This window comes from Streptomonospora salina (assembly GCF_014204715.1).
Taxonomy (GTDB): domain Bacteria; phylum Actinomycetota; class Actinomycetes; order Streptosporangiales; family Streptosporangiaceae; genus Streptomonospora; species Streptomonospora salina.
In genome coordinates, this window is sequence record NZ_JACHLY010000001.1 from 4,900,409 (window position 1) to 4,920,292 (window position 19,884).

A 19,884-nucleotide genomic window follows, 5' to 3' on the forward strand; every position below is an offset into this window, starting at 1 on the left:
CGCTTCCGCGTGCACCGTGCCGTGGCGCGGCGACGGCCGGCCCTGTTCGCCGGACGAACCGGTGATGCGGCCGGGTGAGCTCCGCAGGGTCGCGCTCGTGCCCTACCGCCGCTGGGCCCGCCGCGGACCCTCCACGATGCGCATCTGGTTTCCCCGGATGGGCTGACGAGCGGACCCGGCCCGGCGTGGGCGGGACCGGCCTCCGCAGGCGGGGTCAGCGCGGGAAGACGGTTCCGTCGAACAGTTTGCGGGCGGTGCGGATGACGGCCGACCGGCCCACCTTCGGTGCGGCGGCGGACCCGCCGAGCTCGACGTCGACGGCGAGTGTGCCGGAGGGGTGCTCGATCTCCACGGGCGCACCCGAGGCGGGGGCGGCGAACAGCTCGGCGCCCACCGCACCGTCGAGCATCAGCGCGGTCACCGCGGTGACACCGCCCAGCACCCCGATCGAGGGGTGGACACGCACGGGGATGAACGTCCGGGTGCAGATCGCGCCGCCGTCGCGCGGCGCGGCCACCAGGGTGGTCTTGGGCACCGAGCTTGCGGTGACGTCGCCCAGGCCCATCAGCGCTCCTGCGCGTGTGCGCAGCGCGTCCACGCGCTCGGCCAGCGCGGTGTCGGCGGCCAGGTCGGCCGCGGTCTCGTAGCCGGCGGCTCCCAGATCGGTCGCGCGCACGACCACGACCGGCATTCCGTTGTCGATGCACGTGACGGGGATTCCGCCGATCTCGTCGCGGATCCGGCCGGTGGGCAGGAGGCTGCCGCACACCGCCCCCTCGGTGCCGGCGAAGTCGAGGGAGACCGGCGCCGCGCTGCCGGGCACACCGGATACGGCCGTCGTGCCGGAGTAGTCGACGCGGCCTCCGGGGGTGGCGAAGGTCGAGACGGCGGCGCCGCCGGTGTTGACCAGGTGGATGCGCACCGACGTGCGCTGGGGACCGGCCGGGACCAGGCCGCGCTCGACGGCGAACTGGCCGACTCCGGCGAGGAGGTTTCCGCAGGTCTGCCGATCGGAGACGGTCGGATCGTCCACACCGAGCTGCAGGAACAGGTAGTCGATGTCGTGGTCGGCTTCGGCGGCGGCCGGTGCGACGATCGCGACTTTGCTGGTGACCGACTGGGCGCCGCCGATTCCGTCGATCTGGTGCGGGTCGGGCGTGCCCATGATCCGCAGCAGCAGGTCGTCGCGTTCGGCCGGGTCGCGCGGCAGGTCTTCGGCGAGGAAGAAGGCGCCTTTGGACGTGCCGCCGCGCATCAGCATGCAGCGTGTTCCGGCGCCGGCGGTCGCGGCTGTGGTCACGGTCGGCTCCCTTCGCCGCGATCGGGTGCGGCAGAGCGGTGCGCTTGCGGCATCGGTTCCTCCTCGCGCGCGTGTGCGGCGGCTTCAGCATGCCCAGAGCACACAATATTGTCAACAATTTCGTATCCGGAAATGGAGTGGATGTGGTTCCGAGTAGGCCCGGCGGAGTGTGAATCAGGTGAGAGCACGGCGCGCGGGGGCGATGCGGCGCCGACGGCGCCGCACCCCGCCGACGCGCGGACGCCGGTGCGTGATCCCCGCGCACACCGGGGGAGCGGCGCGTCCGCGCCGGCCGCCGGCGTTCCTCCCCGACCGACGGTTCTCACATTCGTCTCAGATTCCTGCCAGAGGTCTCGCACCCCTCTCCGGCTCCATGGGGCCCGGAAGCAACCGAAGCGGCGCTGACCGCCTGGAAGAAGACCGCGGAGCCGGGGTTCCTGTCCGAGGTGTCCTCGGCGCCGCTGCAGCAGGTGCTGCGCCACCAGCACACCGCGTTTGCGAACTTCTTCGCCGGACGCGCCGCCTACCCCCGGTTCAAGAGCAGGAACGGCAAGCAGCCGGCGCACGACACCCGCAGCGCGTTCCGCATGCGCGACGGCCGGCTGTTCCTGGCCAAGCAGCAGGCGCCGCTGGCGTTCGTGCGGTCCTTCGACGAGACCGATCCGGCCGCGCTCGACCCGACGGCGGTGGTCGTCTCCCGCGAGCCGGACGGGCGCTGGTACGTGGCCTTCGCCGTGGAGGCCGAGGACCCGCAACCCGCCCCCGAGGCCGGTTCCGAGGTCGGCATCGACCTCGGGGTGACGGACCTCGCCACTCTCTCCACCGGTGAGAGGATCGCCAACCCCCGCCACCTGGAGCGCAAAGCCCGCAACCTCAAGCGCTACCGGCGGCGCATGGCCCGCACGACCCCGGGCTCGGCCAACCGGAACACAGCGAAGAAGAAGGCCGCCGCCGCCCACCGCAAAGTCCGCCACGCCCGCACCGACTCCCTGCACAGAACCACCACACGGCTGGTGCGCGAACACGACGTGATCGCGATCGAGGACCTGAACGTGCGCGGCATGACCGCCTCCGCGGCCGGCACCGTCGAGGCCCCCGGAAAGCGGGTGCGCCAGAAGGCCGGGCTCAACCGGTCGGTACTGGACGCCGGGTTGGGCGAGTTCCGCCGCCAGCTGGAGTACAAAGCCCGCCACTACGGGCGCACCCTGATCGTGGTCGACCGGTGGTATCCCGGCAGCAAGACGTGCTCGCACTGCGGGCACGTGCTGGACACGCTGTCCTTGGGCACGCGCCGGTGGACGTGCCCCGCCTGCCGCACCCGACACGACCGGGACCTCAACGCGGCGAAGAACATCCGTGCGGCTGGTCGAGTCGCAGCCCGGGAGAGACCCCCGGGCGAGGCCTGGGCCCCGCTGGGCCCCCGCTGTGCGAATATGCGGAGCTTGCGGAGCTCGCACAGTAGGGGAGGCGAATATGCGGGGCTTGCGGAGCTCGCACAGTAGGGGAGGGAGCCGATGTGAGACGGCACGGGTCCGCCCGTCCGCGGTCGGCGACGAAGCAGGAAACCGCTGCCGTGAGGCAGTCCGCCTGAGCGGGGCCGTCCCCCGTCGGGGACGGTCGGGCTCTCCCTCCTTCAGGCGGGGGAGGAAGTCAAGATGGTCATCGCCTATGCCGTCCAGCTGCGCGGCATGCGAAAGGCAGTGTGAGCGATGAGCCCCCCGACCCCTCCCCGCACCGGCGCCCCCGCCGCACCCTCCGCGGCGGTGCGCCTGCGCACACCCCGCCGCCCCGCCCGCACCGGCACCGCCCCGCGCCGCAGCGTCCTGCTCACGCTGCTGACCGGGCTCGTTCGGGTCTACTCGCTGGTCCCGCTGGCCTGGCTGGCGATCAACGCCACCAAAACCCAGCAGGACCTGTTCGACTCCTTCGGGCTGTGGTTCAGCGGCGACTTCGCCCTGTTCGCCAACATCGCCGAAACCCTCACCTACTGGACTGGTATTCGGCGCTGCTCTCGTGCGGCGTGCGCGCCGACGTGGTGCCGCTCGGCACCCCGCCGGAGGGCTACCGGATGGTAGTAGCGCCGATCCTGCACATGGTGACGGAGGAGCGAGCCGCGGAACTCGCGCGCTTCGCCGAGGGCGGCGGGCACCTGGTCGCCACCTACTTCTCCGGGGTCGTCGACGAGAACGACCACGCGTGGCTGGGGGCTACCCCGGCCCGCTGCGCGAGCTGATGGGCATCCGCATCGAGGAGTTCGCGCCGCTGCTGCCCGAGGAGCGGGTGCGTCTGGACGACGTCTCCGTCGGCACGCTGTGGAGCGACGACCTCACCGTCACCGACCCCCGGGCAGAGGTACTGGCCTCCTACGCCGACGGGCCGCGCGCCGGGCGGCCGGCGATCACGCGCCGGCCCGCGGGTGCCGGCTCGGCGGCCTACGTGTCCACCCGACTGGGCGCCCACGGGCTGCCGGGGATCCTGAACCGGCTGCTGGCTGCGGCCGGCGTCACCGGCGAGCTGCCGGCCGAGCTGGCCGGGCGCGTGGAGCTGGCGGTGCGCGCCGGCGGCGACGGCACGCGGTACCGGTTCGTCGTCAACCGCACCGCCGAAGCGGTGGACATCGCCGCGCTGGGCGGCGAACTCCTGGACCCCGCTGACGCTGAGGACGGCGGCGCCCGCCTGCTGCCCCCGCACGGCACCGCGGTCCTGCGCCACGCGGCGGGCTGAGCCGCGGCGCCGCCTCCTGGGCAGGGCGCACGGATACCGGCGGCCGCGCCGCCCGGCGGACACGGGCCGGGCGGCGCGGCCGCGTGCTGCGGCGGGCCGGACTCAGTGGGCGTGGTCGTGGTCCTCGTGGCCGGCGGGAGCCTGCCCGTCGCCGGGGGACTGCGGCGACTGCTCGGCGGAGGGGCCGCCACCGGCCGAGGAGCCGGCCGAGGGATCGGCCTCCCGGCTGCCGGAATCGCCACCGCCGTGGTCGTGGCCCGAGTGGCCGTCGCCCGATCCACCCGATTCCCCGTGGCCGCCGGAGCCTGCGTGGCCGTGGTTGTCGGACTCGGCGACCGCTGCCGCCGTGGCGAAGGTGGCAGCCAGTACCGCCGCTGCGGCGACGCCCATCGCCACCGCACCCGGCTCCGGCCTGGCGGTGCGCCACAGCAGCGCCGCGGCGACCGCGAGGATCAGCACTCCCTCCAGAGCGGCGGCCACCAGGTCGGTGGTGCCCACCGCTTCGGGCGTTCCCGCGTGCGGGCCGAAGGGCATGCCGTAGACGCGGCTGTAGCCCCACAGCACGAGGGAGCTCGCGTTGAGGGCGGCTCCGGCACCGAGCAGCAGCGGATCGCTCCAGCGCAGGACCGCGACACCCCACAGTGCTTGAAGAACGCCGAGCGCGACGAAGAAGACGCCCGAAGCGGGCCACTCTCCGGCGTGCACGGGTGCCATGACGACGTGGACTTGGGCGGCGGCGATGGAGGCCGCCGCGGCGGTGTAGCGGGCAGCGTGGCCGGCGCGCCGCTGCCGGGCGCGACGAGACTGATTCATTGTGCGCAAACTCCCGGTTCGTGGTGCTGTGTCGGGCCGGCGGGCCCGAGGGATCGGGGCGCGGCGGAGCAGCCGCGCCGGTGGTGCCATGCCGACGCGGCGCCGGTCCGCAAGGGACGGGCGCCGAGCGGCGGAGGGCATCTAGATCCGCAGCACCGAGAGTTCGGCCAAACGTAGCCGGGTACATCGCAGGCGCGTGCGCCGCCGGCGGCGTCCCCGCACCACGATCGCGCGCGGCGGGGCCGGCGCCAGGGCGCGCGGCCCGGCGGCGAGGAAGGCGGGCCAGCACACCAGCCAGAGCACGCCGGCCGAGGGCGCCACGCTCACGCAGTCGGCGTGGGAGTGCGGTTCGGAATCGGCGATCCGGGCGGCGGAGCAGTCGTCGCCGTCGGCGTGGACGTGGTCGGCATGGCCGGTGGGGGATGCGCCCGCGGCGGAACCGCCGCGGGCGTCGTGCCGAGGCGCCACGGTGAGCGAGTGGACCCCGTGGGCGGCACCGCCGCCGTCGGCGTGGGCGGCCGCCGCGGAGCCCTCCAGCGCGGTGTCGGGATGCCCGTGGGTCAGCGCGCCGCCGATCCCGTGCACGGCTGCGACGGGAACCAGCACCAGCAGCAGCACAAGCAGCGGCCACGACGACGCGGCCGCCTGCCGGGCGGTGGAGCTGAACAGCATCGTTCCTCGGCGCTTGAGAGGGACTGCGCGGAATCCGCACCGTGCCCGTGCCAGGCGCGGGGGGTGCTCGGCGACCCTACCCGTTCGGCTGCCTGCCGCCTAGATCAGTACAAGCCACGGCGAAACCGTCGTTTCCGGCAGGCTGGGCGTCCCCGGTCGGGAGGCGTTGGGCCGCTTCGCTCGCCGGCGTCAATCACGCGCCGGGGCGTCGGCGAGGCGGTCGAGGAACTCGCCGAGGAGAGCGCGCTCGCCGTGGCTGAACACGCCGTCGGTGTCGCCCAGCACCGCCTTCAGCCCGGCCGCGCGCTGGGCGCGCTCACCGGCCCCGGAAGGCTCGGTGCCGGTGATGGAGCCGATCGTCGCCTCGCGCAGCCGCCGGGACAGGTCGGGGATGCGCTCCTGGGCGGGCGTGCCGATGAGGCTGAGGGTGGCACCGACACCGGCGGCGTGGACGGCCTCCGCCCCGGTACCGACGCTGACCGCGAGCCTGCCGGCGTCGGCGACGCGTTCCACGAGCATCCGCAGCCGCTGCGTGGCCCGCTCGGCGGCCGCCGGCCGCTGTCCGGGCACCGGCTGCCCGTACATCAGCAGGTAGTGGGCCGGGTACTCCAGACCGAACTCCACGTGCAGGTCCCAACCGGTGCGCAGGTCCTCGACCGGATCCTCGGTCAGTGCCTGGTCGTGCTTGCGCGCCAGGTAGGTGTCGAACCCGTCGGAGGCCACGGCGTCCAGCAGTCCGCCCATGTCGGTGAAGAGCCGGTAGATCGCCGGCGGCTGCACCCCGGCGGCGGCGCTTACGGCACGCGTGGTCACCGAATCGCGTCCCTGCGACTGCAGCAGCTCCGCGGCCGCATCGATGATCCGCCGCCGCGCTTCGTCCCGCTCACTCACGAATCAATGCTATCAGTGGGTTGGTATCTCTGATCGGGGTCGGGGGGCGACCGGGAGCCCGTCGGTATCGAGGCGGTCAGGAACGTGCATGTCGTGCCGACCGTCGGTAGGGCGATGCTCGCGGCGCTTCGTGCATTCGAGGGTGAACCCCGCGCGCCGAGCGACCCGGCACGAGGCAACCGGTGGGACGACGGAATGAGGACGAACGATGCCGACCGGGACGGCGATCCGCGACGCACGCCAGCAGCTGTTCGGCACTGCGGAGCGGAACCTGCTTCGGGACGGGCCGAGCGCGCTGACCAGCCGTGCCGGCACCGACGAGGCGGGCTGCGCCAAAGGAGCGGTGCACCGGCCACGGCGACACCGCCCCCTACAACTGCGTGGTGCACGACGGCCGCGCGGTCGGGTTCATCGACGTCGACACCGCCCACCCGGGGCCGCGCCTGTGGGACCTCGCCTACGCCGTCTACCGGTTCGCCCCGCTGCACGCGCCCGCCAACCCCGACGGCGTCGGCGGTCCCCAGGGCCAGGGCCGCCGCGCCGCCCTCTTCTGCCGCGCCTACGGCCGCCCCGCCGACGCGGAGCTGCTCGACACGGCGGCCGAGCGGCTGCGTCGGCTCGCGGCCCACATCCGCGAGCGGGCCCGGCAGGGCAGCCCGGCGTTCCGCGCCCACATCGCCGACGGCCACATCGACCTCTACGAATCCGACATCGCCTACCTGGAAACCCACCGGGCCGCGCTGCTGCGCGCCTTCGCCGCCGGGTGAGCACGCGGACGCGGCGCGGCGCCGCCCGCCCCCAGGCGCCTGCCGCGGGCGCTCGTACCGGGGCGGCCGCGAGACCCGGTGCGCTCGGCCCCTAGGATGACCGGACCTCAGGTGCCGTCCCTGTTCAGGAGGAAACGCATGGCCGCCGCACCACCGCGCCGGGGCCGTACGTGAGCACTGCACCCCGCTCCGCCCGGCCCCGCGGCTGGCTGTGGTGGCTGCTGGTCACCGTGGTCGCCACCCAGACCACGCTCAACCTCTGCCGGCCCCTCATCTCCTACCGCTCCGTCGCGCTGGGCGCCGATGCCCTGCACGTCGGGCTGATCACGGCGGCTTTCGCCCTGCTGCCGCTGTTCGTAGCAGTCCCGCTGGGCCGGCTCAGCGACCGGCTGCGGCGCACAGCCTGGATCGTCGCCGCGGGAATCGTGCTGATGGCGCTCGCGCCACTGCTACTGGCCCTATCGCAGCGGCTGACCACCGTCGCCGCCGGCAGCGCCGTCCTGGGGCTGGGCCATCTCACCTTCATGGTCGCCGCGCAGCGCATGATCGCCCAGCGCTCGGGCGAAGACGCACTGGACCGCAACTTCGGGCTGCTCACCGCTTCAGCCGCCCTCGGGCAGCTCGTCGGGCCGCTGCTGTCCAGCCTCCTGCTCGCCGACGCCTCCTCCGGCCAGGGCCTGGGCCCGCAGACACAGCAGGCACTGCTCGTGGCGGCACTGACCGCGGCGCTGGGCCTGCCGGCCGTCCTCGGCGTGTGGTCGGCGACCCAGCCCCGTGCCGAGCGCGGGGCGGCGGCCCTGCCGCTGCCGGACCTGCTGCGCCGCCCCGGCGTGCCCGCCGGGCTGTTCACCAGCCTCGCGCTGCTGTCGGCGGTGGACCTGCTGATCGCCTACCTCCCGCTCGTCGCCGACCAGCGCGGCATCACCCCCGCCGCCGTCGGCGCCCTGCTGGCCGCCCGGGCGGCGTCCTCGATCCTCTCGCGCCTGATCGTGGAGCGCCTCGTGCAGCGCTGGCGGCGCCACATCCTCATCATGGCCAGCACCCTGGGCTCGGCCGCGGCGCTCAGCGCCGTGGCTCTGCCGGTGTCGGGAACGGCCGCCATGGCGACCGCGCTGGTGCTGGGCGGATTCCTGCTGGGGATCGGGCAGCCGCTGACCATGACCATGATCGTGCGCGCGGTCCCGGTCGACACGCGCGGCACCGCACTGTCCCTGCGGCTGTGGGGCAACCGCCTGGGCCAAGTCGCCATCCCCGGCGCCGCCGCGCTCGTCGCCGGAACCGCGGGTGCCGCCGGTGCGCTCTGGTTCGTCAGCGCCGTCCTCCTGGCGGCGACCGCGGCCGTCCGGACCTCCGCCGCCCGCCGCCGGTGACCGGAGAAACCGTACGGCGGTCCGGGGGAGCGGGCCCGCGGCGCGCCCCTCCCAGCCGTGCCGCTCTCCGGCGGCCGCGGGAGTAGGCTGCTGACCGGTTCCGGCGGCTCCCCGCCGGTCCGGGGCCGGGCACGGTCCGCCGGGGCGCCGTGTGCTCGGCGCCTCCTCCGGCCCCGCCCGCACACCCGTCGCCGCGCCTGCAAAGGGAGCGCACATGGCCACCGTGAACGGCACCGCCGTCGACGTCACCACCGAGGACGGCACCGCCGACGCCTACCTCGCCCACCCCGGCGACGGCGGCGGCGCCCACCCCGGCGTCCTGCTGTACATGGACGCTTTCGGCCTGCGCCCGCAGCTGGAGCGGATGGCCCGGCGCCTGGCCGGGGCCGGCTACACGGTGCTGGTGCCCAACGTGTTCTACCGCCACGGCCGCTCGCCGGTGGTGGAGCTGCCGGAGTTCATCGACCCGGGACAGCGCCCGGAGATCTTCCAAAAGCTCGGGCCGATCATGCAGTCGCTGACACCCGACCAGGCGATGCGCGACGCCGACGCCTATCTGCGCTACCTGAGCGGCCTGCCCCGGACCGCCGACGGGCCGGTCGGCGTCCTCGGTTACTGCATGGGCGCCGCTCTGGCGCTGCGCACCGCCGGAACCTACCCCGACCGGGTGGCCGCCATGGCCGGATTCCACGGCGCCGAGCTGGCCTCCGACGCCCCGGACAGCCCGCACCTGCGCGCCGACCGCATCAGCGCCGAGCTGTACTTCGGCCACGCCGACGAGGACCCCGGCATGCCGCCAGCGCAGATGCGGCGCCTGGATCAGGCCCTGACCGCTGCGGGTGTGACCGCCACCGCCGAGGTCTACACGGGCGCGCGCCACGGATTCACGCAGGCCGACACCGCTAGCCACGACCCCGAGGCCACCGAGCGCCACTGGCGGGCGCTGCTGGACCTGCTGGGCCGCACCCTCTGAGGGCTCGGGGCCGGTTGCCGCACCGCGGCGCGGCAACCGGCGGCGACCCCGCCGGAGCACCCCGATCCTCCGGTGCTGGAGCTGGTCGCTCGGGGGCGCTCCAACGAGGAGAGTACCCCTGAGCCGCGTGTGGGTGCGGCCACCGTCAAGCCCCGCATCAGCCGGCTGCCGGCCGAGACCTGTTCCCGCGGCCGCGCTCAGCCGGTGATCGCCGCCTACGAAGCGGGACTGGTCCGGCCCGGGACCTGACCCCGAGGTGGCGGGCATCCGCCTGCGGGGGGACTGCGGGCCTCCCCCCGCAGGGTGACGACGCGGCCGCGGTCCGCTGCCAGTCTGGCGGCATGATCCAGGTGGACGACCTCACGAAACGCTATGGAGCCGCGACCGCCGTCGACGGCGTCGGCTTCTCGGCGCCTGCGGGCAGGGTGACCGGGCTGCTGGGCCCCAACGGAGCGGGCAAGACCACGACCGTCAAGATGCTGCTCGGACTCGTGCGCCCGGACCGGGGAAACGCGCTGGTCGACGGCCGCCCCTATCCGAGCCTGGCCGATCCGCTGCGCACCGTCGGCACCCTGCTGGAAGCCGACTCCCTCCACCGCGGCCGAACCGCCCGCCAGCATCTGCGCTGGCTGGCCCAGAGCAACCGGATCCGGCCCGGGCGGGTCGGCGCTGTGCTGGACCAGGTCGGGTTGGCGGACCAGGCCCGCGCCCGGATCGCGACGTTCTCCCTGGGGATGCGCCAGCGCCTGGGCCTGGCCGCCGCTCTGCTGGGGGAGCCGAAGGTCCTGCTGCTGGACGAGCCGATCAACGGCCTGGACGCCGAGGGCATCGTCTGGATGCGCGCTTTCCTGCGCGAACAGGCGGCCCGCGGCACGGCGGTGCTGGTTTCCAGCCACCACATGACGGAGGTGGCCGAGACCGCCGATCACCTCGTCGTGATCGGCTCCGGCCGTCTCCTGGCGGACCTGCCCACCGAGGAGGTGATCAGGCGCTACGCCCGGCCGAGCGTGCGGGTGGCCAGCGGTGAGCGCGACCGGCTGGCCGCCGTCCTCGGGGACGCCGGCTACCCGGTGCACACTCGGTCCGACGGCGGGCTCGCCGTCTCGGGAGCGTCGGCCGCCGCGATCGGAGCGCTGGCGGGCGAGCACCGCATCGTGCTGGAGGGGCTGAGTCGGGAGTCGGGATCGCTGGAGGAGGCCTACCTCGGCCTCGTCGGCAGCCCGGCCGCCGAGGCCGCCTCCGGCACCGAACCGTCCACGACCGCCGACGACCCGAAGGGCCGACAGTGAACCGCGGCATCCTCGAATCCGAAGTCACCAAGATCCGCACGCTGCGCTCCGCTGCCGGCGCACTCGCCGTCATGCCGGCGGTGAGCGCAGGGCTGGGCGCAGTGAGCGGGTGGTCGGTGCGCCGGGCCATGGACGACGGAGCCGCGATGGTCCGGGACTTCGACCCGGTCTCCGCCGGGGTGGCGGTCACCGGGTACAGCCAATTCGCTCTCATCGTCTTCGGCGTCGTCATTGTCACCCACGAGCACGGTTCGGGGATGATCCGCCAGGCACTGACGGCAGTGCCGCGCCGGGGCGCCTACTACACCGCGAAGCTGCTGGCGGGTGCCGGGGCGGCGCTCGTCGCCGCGGTGCCGGCGGTGCTGCTGGGCTATCTGGCGACGCAGTGGGGTCTGGCTGCGCACGGGGCCGGTATCGGCGAACCCGGTGCCGTTGCGGCGCTGGCGGGCGCCGTGGCCTATCTGGTGCTGACGGCGGTGTTCAGCATCGGCGTGGCGGGCCTGCTCCGCAGCCCGGTCGCGTCCCTGGCCGTGCTGGCGCCGGTGTACTTCATCGTGTCCCAGCTGCTCACGACGATCGAGGCCACGGCCTGGTTCGCGAAGTACCTGCCGGACCAGGCCGGTATGCGGATGTTCGCGGCCGGCTCCGGCCAGCCGGCCGCCGCGTCGGTGGAGGCACCCCTGGACCCTGCCGTGGGCGGGGCCGTTCTGGCGGCGTGGGCGGGTGCCGCAGCCGTCTTGGGCTACGTGCGGCTGCGGCGGCTGGAACTGTGAGCCCGGGACCGCTGGGCCCGGCCGCGGCCGGGCGCGCTCACTGGGCGAGGATCCGGTGGACGTCGACGGCGACCGGGTCTCCCGGCTCCGTCGGAAGGCTCAGGCGGCCGGCGAAGAAGGCGGTGTTGAGCCATGTCGGTCCCCCTTCGGGGACCTCGAAGACCGGGTGCGTGGGGCATGCCCGGGCGGCGCCACCGCCGGGCGGGCCGGCGGGGTCGGCGAGGCCCTCGTTGACGACGGTGATCACGGCGCCGTCGGCGGAGCGGATCTCATAGCGCGCCCAGACGTGCACGGCACCGTCCGGGCGGACGAGGTTCCAGTCGGCGCCGCCGGGCAGGACCTCGCCGGTGAGGGCCGGGCCGTCGACGGTGCCTCCGGCGATCGGGATGACGCGGCGGAACCCCGCGTAGGTCGTACCGACTTCCCGCGGTTCGCCGAGTTCGACGGTGACGGTGAAGGCGTACTCCAGCGTGAGCGGCATGGGGCTCCGTCCTGGTCGGGGCCGCGGGCCGCCGGCGAGCGGCGGGGGCGGCGGGCACCACGCATACTGGCGGTCCCGGAATCCGGACGTTCAGCCGTCGGCAGCCGTGTGACCACCGCCCCGGCACGCATGGCCGGGACTCCACCCGGCGCACCCCGCGGCGCCGTACGAGGACCGGGGACGAGACCGCGCCGCTTGCGGCGCGCAGGCGCGCCCGTCCGCTCGGCGGCGCTACCGGTCGGCCGCCGGCCGGGCCGACGCCACCCACACCACCGCCGCCACCGCAGATTCCGGCGTGCGGGCGAACTCGCCGGTAGAGCCGAACGCGACCAGCGCCGGCGCACTGCCCAGCCAGAACATCGTCCAGGACGCGACGATCGCCCGACTGTAGGGGCGACCGTGTCCGGCAGCAGCGCGCTCGCGCGCGGGCTAGTGCCACTCCGAGCGGATCATCTCGCGGTCGTCGAACATCAGGGCCCGCTCGGCCCGGTCGACGAGGCGTTCCAGGTCGGCGGCGGTCAGGCGCTTGCGGGCGAGGTAGAACAGCCGGGCCCCGCGCGGTACCTCCCGGGTCCAGGACGGGCTCAGCAGGAGCTCTCCCCGGTCGCTGAAGCCCAGTACGGTGGCGGCGTTCCACCGGCCCAGCGCCATCTGGAACTGGCCGTAGGTGCGTTCGGCCAGCGCGTCGGGCACGTCGATGGAGTAGCAGCCGCGGTCGTCGTGGCCCAGCAGCCGGTCGACCACGCGGGACATGCCCTTGTCGTGCACCTCGGCGGCCAGCAGCCGCACGTCGTGCCGCGACACGCACCGGGCCTCCGGCGCGACGCGCGACATCGTGCGGGTGTGGGCGGTGTCGTGCAGCGCGACCACGATGTGGGCGCGGGGGGCGGCGTGGGCCGCGGCGACCGTGGTTTTCAGAGCTTCGTCGTCGTCGCGGGCGTCCACCAGCACCGCCGCCGCACTCGCCAGCCCCGCCCGCGCCAGGACGCCGTCTTCAGTGAGGTCGCCCCGGACGAACGCCACGTCGTCGCGGTGGGCCAGGGGATGAGCCTCGGCCTGGTCGGGCCAGGCGCACAGGGCGATCTGGTGATCCTCCTCGGCGGTGAGTCCGTCGACGATGCGTTCGGTGCGCGTGGGCGTGTACCCGAGCACGGCGATGTGCCCGCTGGACTTGACCGCCGCCCGTCCGTGCATGCGCAGCTCCTTGGCCTTGTCGAGCATCCGCGCCAGGCGGGTGAACAGCATGGTGATCGTGACGATGCCGCCGACGATGACGTAGATGCCGATCCCGCGTCCGGCCGGCGTGCCGGGGTAGTGCTCGCCCGGTCCGGGGGCGGCGGGCGTGATCGTTCCCGCGAACCACCACCAGTAGGCTCCCGGTTGCACGACGGCCGAGCCGCGCGGCTCGACCCAGGCCATCAGCAGCCAGCTGCTGACGAACACGAACATCAGCAGCCAGAGCGGAAGGGCCCAGGTGGCGCGGCGCCACATCCGGTCAACCAGGCGCCCCGGCCACAGCCGCATCGTGCACTCTTTCCCAGCGGAAGCGGGAAGGCCCGGATCACGCTGCTCGGTCGCTCAGCCGACGATCAACGGTTCGACGGTCGAGTCCTACCCCGAAGGCGAAGAGACGATTCCCGGCCCCGTCCGCCGGACGTGCCGGGAGGAGCGGCGAGCTATCGCGCACCGGCCGTGCGGGTACGGGTACGCATGGCGGCTGTCCGACACCGCCGTGCACGCGGTGTCGGGATTCTCCGCGCAGTGCACGGCGACAGCGGGAGCGTGGTCGAGGATGCGGCAGTCGGCGCGGGGCGCGGCCAAGCCGGGGGTGTTCGTCCCGGCCGCCGTGGTCATCGCGGCGTTCGTGGCGTTCGCGATGGGGGCGCCCCACGTGGCGTTCACGTGGATGACCGCGGCCCACGACTGGATCGTGGCCTCACTGAGCTGGTACTACGTGGTCGTCGTCGCCGGGTTCGTGGTGTTCGCGCTCTGGGCGGCCATGGGCCACACGGGAGACATCCGCCTGGGCCCCGACGACGAAGACCCCGAATTCGGGCGCGGATCGTGGTTTTCGATGCTGTTCGCCGCCGGAATGGGCATCGGCCTGATGTTCTGGGGTGTCGCCGAGCCCCTGCACCACTTCGCGGGCGTCCCCAACCGCGCCTCGGGAGTGGACGGGCCGCCGGCGGAGGCCGCCGAGGGGGCTCTGGTGCAGACCCTGCTGCACTGGGGACTGCACGCCTGGGCGGTCTATGCGGTGGTCGGGCTGGCGGTCGCCTACACCGTGCACCGCCGGGGCCGGCCGGTCTCGGTGCGCTGGGTGCTGGAGCCGTTGCTGGGCAGCCGGGTGAACGGTCCGGTCGGCGACGCCGTCGACGTGGCGGCGGTCGTCGCCACGGTGTTCGGGGTGGCGACCTCGCTGGGCCTGGGGGTCTCCCAGATCGCGACCGGTCTGGAAGTGCTGGAGCTGCTGGCGGCCCCGGGAACGGCGGCCAAGGCCGCGCTGATCGGCGTGATCACGCTGGCGGCGATCGTGTCCGTGGCTACCGGGGTGCACCGCGGGATCCGCGTGCTGTCGGGGCTGAACTTCTCGATCGCCGCGGTACTGCTGGTGTTCGTCGCCGTGGCCGGACCGACCGTCTTCCTGCTGCGCGAAGGGGCGCAGCTGATCGGGGCCTACTTCCAGAACATCGTCGCCATGAGCTTCGACACCGCCGCGACGGCCGGAGCCGGCGGCGCCGAGTGGCAGAGCTGGTGGACGATCTTCTACTGGGGCTGGTGGATCTCCTGGGCCCCGTTCGTGGGCGTGTTCATCGCCCGCATCTCCCGCGGGCGCAGCGTCCGGGAGTTCGTCGCCGGGGTGCTGATCGTGCCCACCGCCGTGACCCTGGTGTGGTTCACGGTGTTCGGCGGGAGCGCCCTGTGGCAGCAGGTGCGCCGCGGCGGGGACGCCTTCGCCGGGGGACTGATCGGCGCCGACGGATCGGTGTCGCAGACGGGTGCGCTGTATGAGCTGCTGGGCGGGCTGCCGTGGGGCGGTGCGGCGGTCGTGGTGGCCGTCGTCCTCGTGGCGCTGTTCTTCGTGACGTCGTCGGACTCCGGATCGCTGGTGGTGGACATGCTCGCCTCCGGCGGCGACCAGGACCCGCCGGTGGGCAGCCGGATCTTCTGGTCGGTGCTGGAGGGCGCGGTGGCGGTCGCGCTGCTCACCGCCGGCGGGGACGACGCGCTGACCGCGCTGCGGTACGCGGCGGTCGTGGTGGCGCTGCCGTTCAGCGTGGTCATGATCGCCATGTGCGCGGCGCTGGTGCGCTCGTTCCGCCGGGAACGGCGCCGCCAGCTGCGCCTGCAGCGGGCGCTGCAGCGCGAGGAGCTGGCGGCGCAGGTGCTGGAGAACCTGGCCGGGGAAGGGCTCGTCGACACCCCGGGCGCCACCGGTGACACCCCCCGGAAGGACGGTTGATGCACGCAGGACCGGCGGAACGCCCGGCGCCCTAGTGCTGCGTCGTCCCGTTGAGCAGCTGCTCGAAGGGGACCGGTTCGTCGAACGAGCCCTCCTTCGTCCGCGCGGGAGCGGGACGGCCCTGTGCGGCCGCGGCGAGTTCTCCCGCCGCGCGGGCGATGCGCCGGTCGAGGTCGGCGTCGTTGCCCCAGTCGGAGGCGGCGGCGTAGACGGCGGTGGGCACGGGCCGGGCCCGCAGGTAGGCCGCCAGCGGGCGCAGCGCGTGCTCCAGCATGAGCGAGTGCCGCTCGGTGCCGCCGGTCGCGCCCAGCAGTACGGGTTTGCCCTCCATCGACTCGGGGTCGACCACGTCCAGGAAGGACTTGAACAGGCCGCTGTAGGAGGCGCTGAACGTCGGGGTCACCAGGATGAGCCCGTCGGCGGCGTCGAGTCGGTCGAGTACCCGCTGCAGGCGCGCGTCGGCGAAGCCCGTCAGCAGGTGGTCGGTGATGTCGTGGGCGTAGTCGCGCAGCTCCACCACGTCGGCCCCGGTCCCGACGTCGGCGGCCGCGGCCAGCCGGTCGGTCAGCAGCCGGGTGCTGGAGGGTTGGGACAGGCCCGCGGAGATCGCGAGGATGCTGGTCATGCCGGGTTCTCCTCCGTCTTCTCGCGCTGCGCCCGAAGCAGGGACGCATGGGTGGGGGCGTCGGGGACGTGGGCCGGGCGCGCCGCCTCGAACTCCTTGCGCAGCACCGGCACCACCTCTTCGCCCAGCATGTCGAGCTGCTCCAGTACGGTCTTCAGCGGCAGGCCGGCGTGGTCGATCAGGAACAGTTGGCGCTGGTAGTCGCCGACGTAGTCGCGGAACCCCAGCGTGCGGTCGATGACCTGGGCCGGGCTGCCGACGGTGAGCGGGGTCCGCTCGGAGAATTCCTCCAGCGACGGCCCTCCGCCGTAGACCGGGGCGTCGTCGAAGTAGGGCCGGAACTCCGCGACGGCGTCCTGGGAGTTGCGGCGCATGAACACCTGTCCGCCCAGACCGACGACGGCCTGGTCGGCGCGGCCGTGGCCGTAGTGCTCGAAGCGCCGGCGGTACAGCTCGACCATCCGCTCGGTGTGCTCGGGCGGCCAGAAGATGTGGTTGTGGAAGAAGCCGTCGCCGTAGTAGGCGGCCTGCTCGGCGATCTCGGGGCTGCGGATGGAGCCGTGCCAGACGAACGGCGGCACGCCGTCCAGCGGCCGCGGAGTGGAGGTGAAGCCCTGCAGCGGAGTGCGGAACTCGCCCTTCCAGTCGACGACGTCTTCGCGCCACAGCCGGTGCAGCAGGTGGTAGTTCTCCACGGCCAGCGGGATCCCCTTGCGGATGTCCTGGCCGAACCAGGGATAGACGGGCCCCTGGTTGCCGCGGCCCATCATCAGGTCCACCCGCCCGTCGGCCAGATGCTGCAGCATCGCGTAGTCCTCGGCGATCTTGACCGGGTCGTTGGTCGTGATCAGCGTCGTCGACGTGGACAGGATCAGGCGCTCGGTCCGGGCCGCGACATAGCCCAGCATCGTGGTCGGCGAGGACGGAACGAACGGCGGGTTGTGGTGCTCGCCGGTGGCGAACACGTCGAGCCCCACCTCTTCGGCCTTGCGGGCGATGGCCACCATCGCTTGGATCCGCTCGGCTTCCGTCGGTGTGCGCCCGGTCGTCGGGTCGGGCGTGACGTCGCCGACCGTGAACACCCCGAACTGCATGGCGACCTCCTCGGTCGTTCAGATTTGAACCGATTGTCAGAACGGTGGCGGGGGGCGGACTATTCCCCCGGTCGGTGATCGGCTGCGGGGGCCGCGGCGCGGCCCCCGCCGGCCGGGGCGCGCGACTCCTCCAGGCGGCACCGCAGGCGAGTGAACACGCGGGCGATCACGTGCAGGTCGTCCTCGCCGAGGTCGGCGGTGAACAGCCGCTGCACGGTCTCGATGTGGTGGCGGTCGGCGCCCCGGAACGCTTCGAGCCCGGTGGCGGTGAGTACCGCGTAGCTGACCCGCTTGTCGTCCGGCGACGGGTGGCGCAGCACCCATCCGCGCCGCTCCAGCACCTTGACCTGGTAGGTCAGTCGGCTCGGGGAGAACACCATGCGCGCCGCCAGTTCGCCCATCCGCAGCCGGTGCGCGGGGCTCTCCGACAGAACCAGCAGCAGGTGGTAGTCCACCAGGCTCATCCCGGCGGTCGTGCGCAGGTCCTCGTCCAGCCGGGTCTCCAGGAGCAGGCTCGTCTCGATGTAGGGCCGCCAGGCCTGTCGCTGCAGCGAGTCGTGCCAGTCCACCATATCGCCAGCTTAGCAAGAGCTTCAAATGGTGAAGTAACGGGCGACTGCACCGCCGGACCCGTGTCGGGGCGCCCGCCGGAGCCCGCCGCCGGCATCGCGGGGGAGGGGCCGCTGCACCGGTGTCGCCGGGGGCGCCCGGTCTGTGTCCTCGGCGACCGCCCCGGGGCGTCGCCTACCGGCCCCTGCCGGGGCGCCGGCCGCGGGCGCGCGCCCGCCGGCGCGCGCCCGCCGGTGCGCGCCCGCCGGAATGCGTATGGTTCAGGGCCGGACCAGGACCTTCAGGGCCTCGCGGTCGGCCATGGCGCGGTAGCCGTCGGGCACCTGGTCGAGGCCGACGGTGCGGTCGAACACCCGCCCCGGCTCGATCCGACCGTCCAGTACGTCGGGCAGCAGCTCGTCGATGTAGGCCCGCGCGGGCGCGACACCGCCGGTGAGGGTGACGTTGCGGAAGAACGTGCCGAAGCCCATCGGCACCTGCTCGTACTGCGGGGCACCGACCCGGCTGACCACGCCGCCGTCGCGCACCGCCCCCAGCGCGGTCTCCAGCGCCGGGTCCAGGCCGACGCATTCGAGCACCGTGTGCGTGCCGTCACCGCCGGTGAGCTCGCGGACGCGTTCGACTCCCTCCTCGCCGCGCTCGGCGACGACGTCGGTCGCGCCGAACTCGCGGCCGAGACCGGTGCGGTCGGTGTGGCGTCCCATGAGGATGATCCGCTCGGCGCCGAGCCGCTTGGCGGCCAGTACCGCAGACAGGCCGACCGCACCGTCGCCGATCACCGTGACCGACGTGCGCGGCGACACCCCGGCGGTGACGGCACTGTGGTGGCCCGTGGGGAACACGTCCGACAGCGTCAGCAGCGACGGCAGCAGCGCCGCGTCCTCGCCGACCGGCATCTTCACCAGCGTGCCCTGGGCGTGGGGCACCCGCACGGCCTCGCCCTGGCCGCCGTCCGTGCCGCCCGTGCCCCACATGCCGCCGTGGCGGCACGACGTATGCAGGCCCTCCGAGCAGAAGTCGCAGGTGTTGTCGGCCCACACGAACGGTGCGACGACCACGTCGCCCGTCCGCAGTCCGGAAACCTCCGATCCGGCCTCCTCGACGACGCCGAGGAACTCGTGACCGATGCGCTCGCCCGCCGCCGAGTCGGGCATCGACCCGTAGGGCCACAGGTCGCTGCCGCAGACGCAGGAGCGCAGCACACGCACGATCGCGTCCGTGGGCTCGTGCAGCTTCGGGTCCGGAACCTGCTCCACCCGGACGTCGCCGGCCCCGTAGATGAGCGTCGCTCGCATATGAAACCTTCTCGATTCGATGGTGGTTCTCCGCCGCACGGAATGATCGCCGCGGCGGCTCCCGGCCGCTTGCGATCACCCCCGTCGCAAAACGGCTACCCACCACTCAACCAGGCATCCCGGGTGCAACGGGCAGGCAAGACGAACGGGGCGGCAGCAGGCCCCCGAGCGCGGCCGCGGCCGCGCAGTCCCGATCCGGGACGCTCGGCCCCGGCGACGCGCCTGCGAGGAGGCCACGGCTGCGGCCGAGGGCCTGAACGCGCGAATCCGCGTGTCACGCGTGGCCGGGCGGCGGGTGGAGGATCTCACTGCGCACATGACCCGGGCGGTACTGGGCGGTCCGGGTCGGCGGGTTTCGCCGCGTGCGGAGCGCGGCAGCGACGATCCCGACGGCGCGGTCCACCGGCAGAACGCTCTGTCGACCGACCTCGACCAGGCGGCCTTGGGCGACGGGGACGGCTATGCCGGGTTCGTTCGCGACACCGTGGAAGCGCTGAAGGACCTGCCCCGGGCCGAGGGCACGGAGGAGATCCTCCACCCCGGTGAGCGCAGCGCGGACATCGCGGAGCAGCGCGGCGAGCAGGGGGTGCCCGTGGGGGCGAAGGTGTGGGCCGACGTCAGCGCCGCCGCCGAGCGGCTGGGTGCGGCACTGCCCCCGACCGCGGCCGCAGCCGCGCAGTCCTGATCTGGGACGCTTGGCCCATCGGCTCGACCGAAGGCCCGGCCGCGTCGGCGGGGCCGGGACACCGGGCGGAGACCGCCCCCACCGGTGTCCCGGCCCCGC

Annotated in this window: 22 protein-coding genes and 1 pseudogene; 13 read left to right on the plus strand and 10 right to left on the minus strand. The window is 73.8% G+C overall.

The genetic code is table 11. From position 1 onward, the window contains the following. Positions 1-64 precede the first annotated feature (64 nt). Positions 65-166 carry a hypothetical protein gene (locus HNR25_RS27170; protein ID WP_376767530.1) on the plus strand — a complete coding sequence of 34 codons (102 nt, stop codon included), beginning with the start codon at positions 65-67 and terminating at the stop codon, positions 164-166. Positions 167-214: 48 nt separating this feature from the next. Here HNR25_RS27170 and HNR25_RS22115 read toward each other — a convergent pair whose 3' ends face one another. Next, a complete protein-coding gene (locus HNR25_RS22115; RefSeq protein ID WP_312862685.1) occupies positions 215-1,300 on the minus strand; it encodes a 4-oxalomesaconate tautomerase in 1,086 nt (361 codons plus the stop codon). Positions 1,301-1,746: 446 nt separating this feature from the next. Between HNR25_RS22115 and HNR25_RS22120 the strand changes: the two genes are divergently transcribed. The 4 genes and pseudogenes from HNR25_RS22120 (at position 1,747) to HNR25_RS26225 (ending at position 4,024) form a co-directional block, all read left to right on the plus strand. Beyond that, positions 1,747-2,802 (plus strand): RNA-guided endonuclease InsQ/TnpB family protein, encoded by a 1,056-nt coding sequence (locus HNR25_RS22120; protein WP_312862686.1) that lies wholly within the window; start codon positions 1,747-1,749, stop codon positions 2,800-2,802. A 207-nt stretch (positions 2,803-3,009) separates the two neighbouring features. Next, positions 3,010-3,375 (plus strand): hypothetical protein, encoded by a 366-nt coding sequence (locus tag HNR25_RS26215; protein ID WP_246463813.1) that lies wholly within the window; start codon positions 3,010-3,012, stop codon positions 3,373-3,375. Then, positions 3,306-3,745, plus strand: a pseudogene (locus tag HNR25_RS26220) (beta-galactosidase trimerization domain-containing protein); the annotation flags it as partial. The gene HNR25_RS26215 and the pseudogene HNR25_RS26220, both read left to right, overlap by 70 nt. Before the next feature lie 105 nt (positions 3,746-3,850). Next, complete coding sequence (locus HNR25_RS26225) at positions 3,851-4,024, plus strand: Beta-galactosidase C-terminal domain (protein ID WP_312862742.1); 174 nt, start codon at positions 3,851-3,853, stop codon at positions 4,022-4,024. Positions 4,025-4,126: 102 nt separating this feature from the next. Here the strand turns inward: HNR25_RS26225 and HNR25_RS22135 are convergent, their stop codons facing one another. From HNR25_RS22135 to HNR25_RS22145, 3 genes are all read right to left on the minus strand, one after another. Continuing rightward, positions 4,127-4,837 (minus strand): hypothetical protein, encoded by a 711-nt coding sequence (locus tag HNR25_RS22135; RefSeq protein ID WP_184638331.1) that lies wholly within the window; start codon positions 4,835-4,837, stop codon positions 4,127-4,129. A gap of 141 nt (positions 4,838-4,978) precedes the next feature. Then, positions 4,979-5,509 carry a hypothetical protein gene (locus tag HNR25_RS22140; protein ID WP_184638333.1) on the minus strand — a complete coding sequence of 177 codons (531 nt, stop codon included), beginning with the start codon at positions 5,507-5,509 and terminating at the stop codon, positions 4,979-4,981. 189 nt (positions 5,510-5,698) lie between these two features. Beyond that, on the minus strand, positions 5,699-6,400 hold the full coding sequence (locus tag HNR25_RS22145; RefSeq protein ID WP_184638335.1) for a TetR/AcrR family transcriptional regulator: 702 nt from the start codon (positions 6,398-6,400) through the stop codon (positions 5,699-5,701). Positions 6,401-6,783: 383 nt separating this feature from the next. On the opposite strand from HNR25_RS22145, the gene HNR25_RS22150 reads away from it, so the two are divergent. The 6 genes from HNR25_RS22150 (at position 6,784) to HNR25_RS22175 (ending at position 11,572) form a co-directional block, all read left to right on the plus strand. After that, positions 6,784-7,167, plus strand: a complete 384-nt coding sequence (locus tag HNR25_RS22150) for an aminoglycoside phosphotransferase/kinase family protein (RefSeq protein ID WP_312862688.1) — start codon at positions 6,784-6,786, stop codon at positions 7,165-7,167. A gap of 170 nt (positions 7,168-7,337) precedes the next feature. Further along, positions 7,338-8,537, plus strand: coding sequence for an MFS transporter (locus HNR25_RS22155; RefSeq protein ID WP_184638339.1), 1,200 nt, complete (start codon positions 7,338-7,340; stop codon positions 8,535-8,537). 214 nt (positions 8,538-8,751) lie between these two features. After that, the gene (locus tag HNR25_RS22160; RefSeq protein WP_184638341.1) at positions 8,752-9,510 is read left to right on the plus strand and encodes a dienelactone hydrolase family protein; all 759 of its coding nucleotides are present in this window, start codon (positions 8,752-8,754) and stop codon (positions 9,508-9,510) included. Positions 9,511-9,582: 72 nt separating this feature from the next. Then, on the plus strand, positions 9,583-9,759 hold the full coding sequence (locus tag HNR25_RS22165; RefSeq protein ID WP_184638343.1) for a hypothetical protein: 177 nt from the start codon (positions 9,583-9,585) through the stop codon (positions 9,757-9,759). A gap of 92 nt (positions 9,760-9,851) precedes the next feature. Beyond that, complete coding sequence (locus HNR25_RS22170; RefSeq protein WP_184638345.1) at positions 9,852-10,799, plus strand: ABC transporter ATP-binding protein; 948 nt, start codon at positions 9,852-9,854, stop codon at positions 10,797-10,799. Beyond that, on the plus strand, positions 10,796-11,572 hold the full coding sequence (locus HNR25_RS22175; RefSeq protein WP_184638347.1) for a hypothetical protein: 777 nt from the start codon (positions 10,796-10,798) through the stop codon (positions 11,570-11,572). Before HNR25_RS22170 ends, HNR25_RS22175 begins: the two co-directional genes overlap by 4 nt. A gap of 37 nt (positions 11,573-11,609) precedes the next feature. Here HNR25_RS22175 and HNR25_RS22180 read toward each other — a convergent pair whose 3' ends face one another. Then, positions 11,610-12,053 (minus strand): DUF3237 family protein, encoded by a 444-nt coding sequence (locus tag HNR25_RS22180; RefSeq protein WP_184638349.1) that lies wholly within the window; start codon positions 12,051-12,053, stop codon positions 11,610-11,612. Positions 12,054-12,482: 429 nt separating this feature from the next. After that, positions 12,483-13,577 carry an NAD-binding protein gene (locus HNR25_RS22185; RefSeq protein ID WP_184638351.1) on the minus strand — a complete coding sequence of 365 codons (1,095 nt, stop codon included), beginning with the start codon at positions 13,575-13,577 and terminating at the stop codon, positions 12,483-12,485. A gap of 268 nt (positions 13,578-13,845) precedes the next feature. On the opposite strand from HNR25_RS22185, the gene HNR25_RS22190 reads away from it, so the two are divergent. Then, a complete protein-coding gene (locus HNR25_RS22190) occupies positions 13,846-15,516 on the plus strand; it encodes a BCCT family transporter (RefSeq protein ID WP_184638354.1) in 1,671 nt (556 codons plus the stop codon). Positions 15,517-15,547: 31 nt separating this feature from the next. Here HNR25_RS22190 and HNR25_RS22195 read toward each other — a convergent pair whose 3' ends face one another. The 4 genes from HNR25_RS22195 to HNR25_RS22210 all read right to left on the minus strand — a co-directional run bounded on the left by HNR25_RS22195 (position 15,548) and on the right by HNR25_RS22210 (position 19,100). Continuing rightward, the gene (locus tag HNR25_RS22195; RefSeq protein WP_184638355.1) at positions 15,548-16,141 is read right to left on the minus strand and encodes a CE1759 family FMN reductase; all 594 of its coding nucleotides are present in this window, start codon (positions 16,139-16,141) and stop codon (positions 15,548-15,550) included. Then, positions 16,138-17,235, minus strand: a complete 1,098-nt coding sequence (locus tag HNR25_RS22200; RefSeq protein WP_184638357.1) for an LLM class flavin-dependent oxidoreductase — start codon at positions 17,233-17,235, stop codon at positions 16,138-16,140. Before HNR25_RS22200 ends, HNR25_RS22195 begins: the two co-directional genes overlap by 4 nt. A gap of 59 nt (positions 17,236-17,294) precedes the next feature. Further along, positions 17,295-17,807: a MarR family winged helix-turn-helix transcriptional regulator gene (locus HNR25_RS22205; RefSeq protein ID WP_184638359.1), complete on the minus strand. Its 513-nt coding sequence runs from the start codon at positions 17,805-17,807 to the stop codon at positions 17,295-17,297. A gap of 258 nt (positions 17,808-18,065) precedes the next feature. Further along, entirely contained in the window at positions 18,066-19,100 is a 1,035-nt protein-coding gene (locus HNR25_RS22210; protein ID WP_184638361.1) for a zinc-binding dehydrogenase, read from the minus strand. A 316-nt stretch (positions 19,101-19,416) separates the two neighbouring features. Between HNR25_RS22210 and HNR25_RS22215 the strand changes: the two genes are divergently transcribed. Beyond that, the gene (locus HNR25_RS22215; RefSeq protein WP_184638363.1) at positions 19,417-19,785 is read left to right on the plus strand and encodes an Ldh family oxidoreductase; all 369 of its coding nucleotides are present in this window, start codon (positions 19,417-19,419) and stop codon (positions 19,783-19,785) included. The last annotated feature ends 99 nt before the right edge of the window (positions 19,786-19,884 follow it).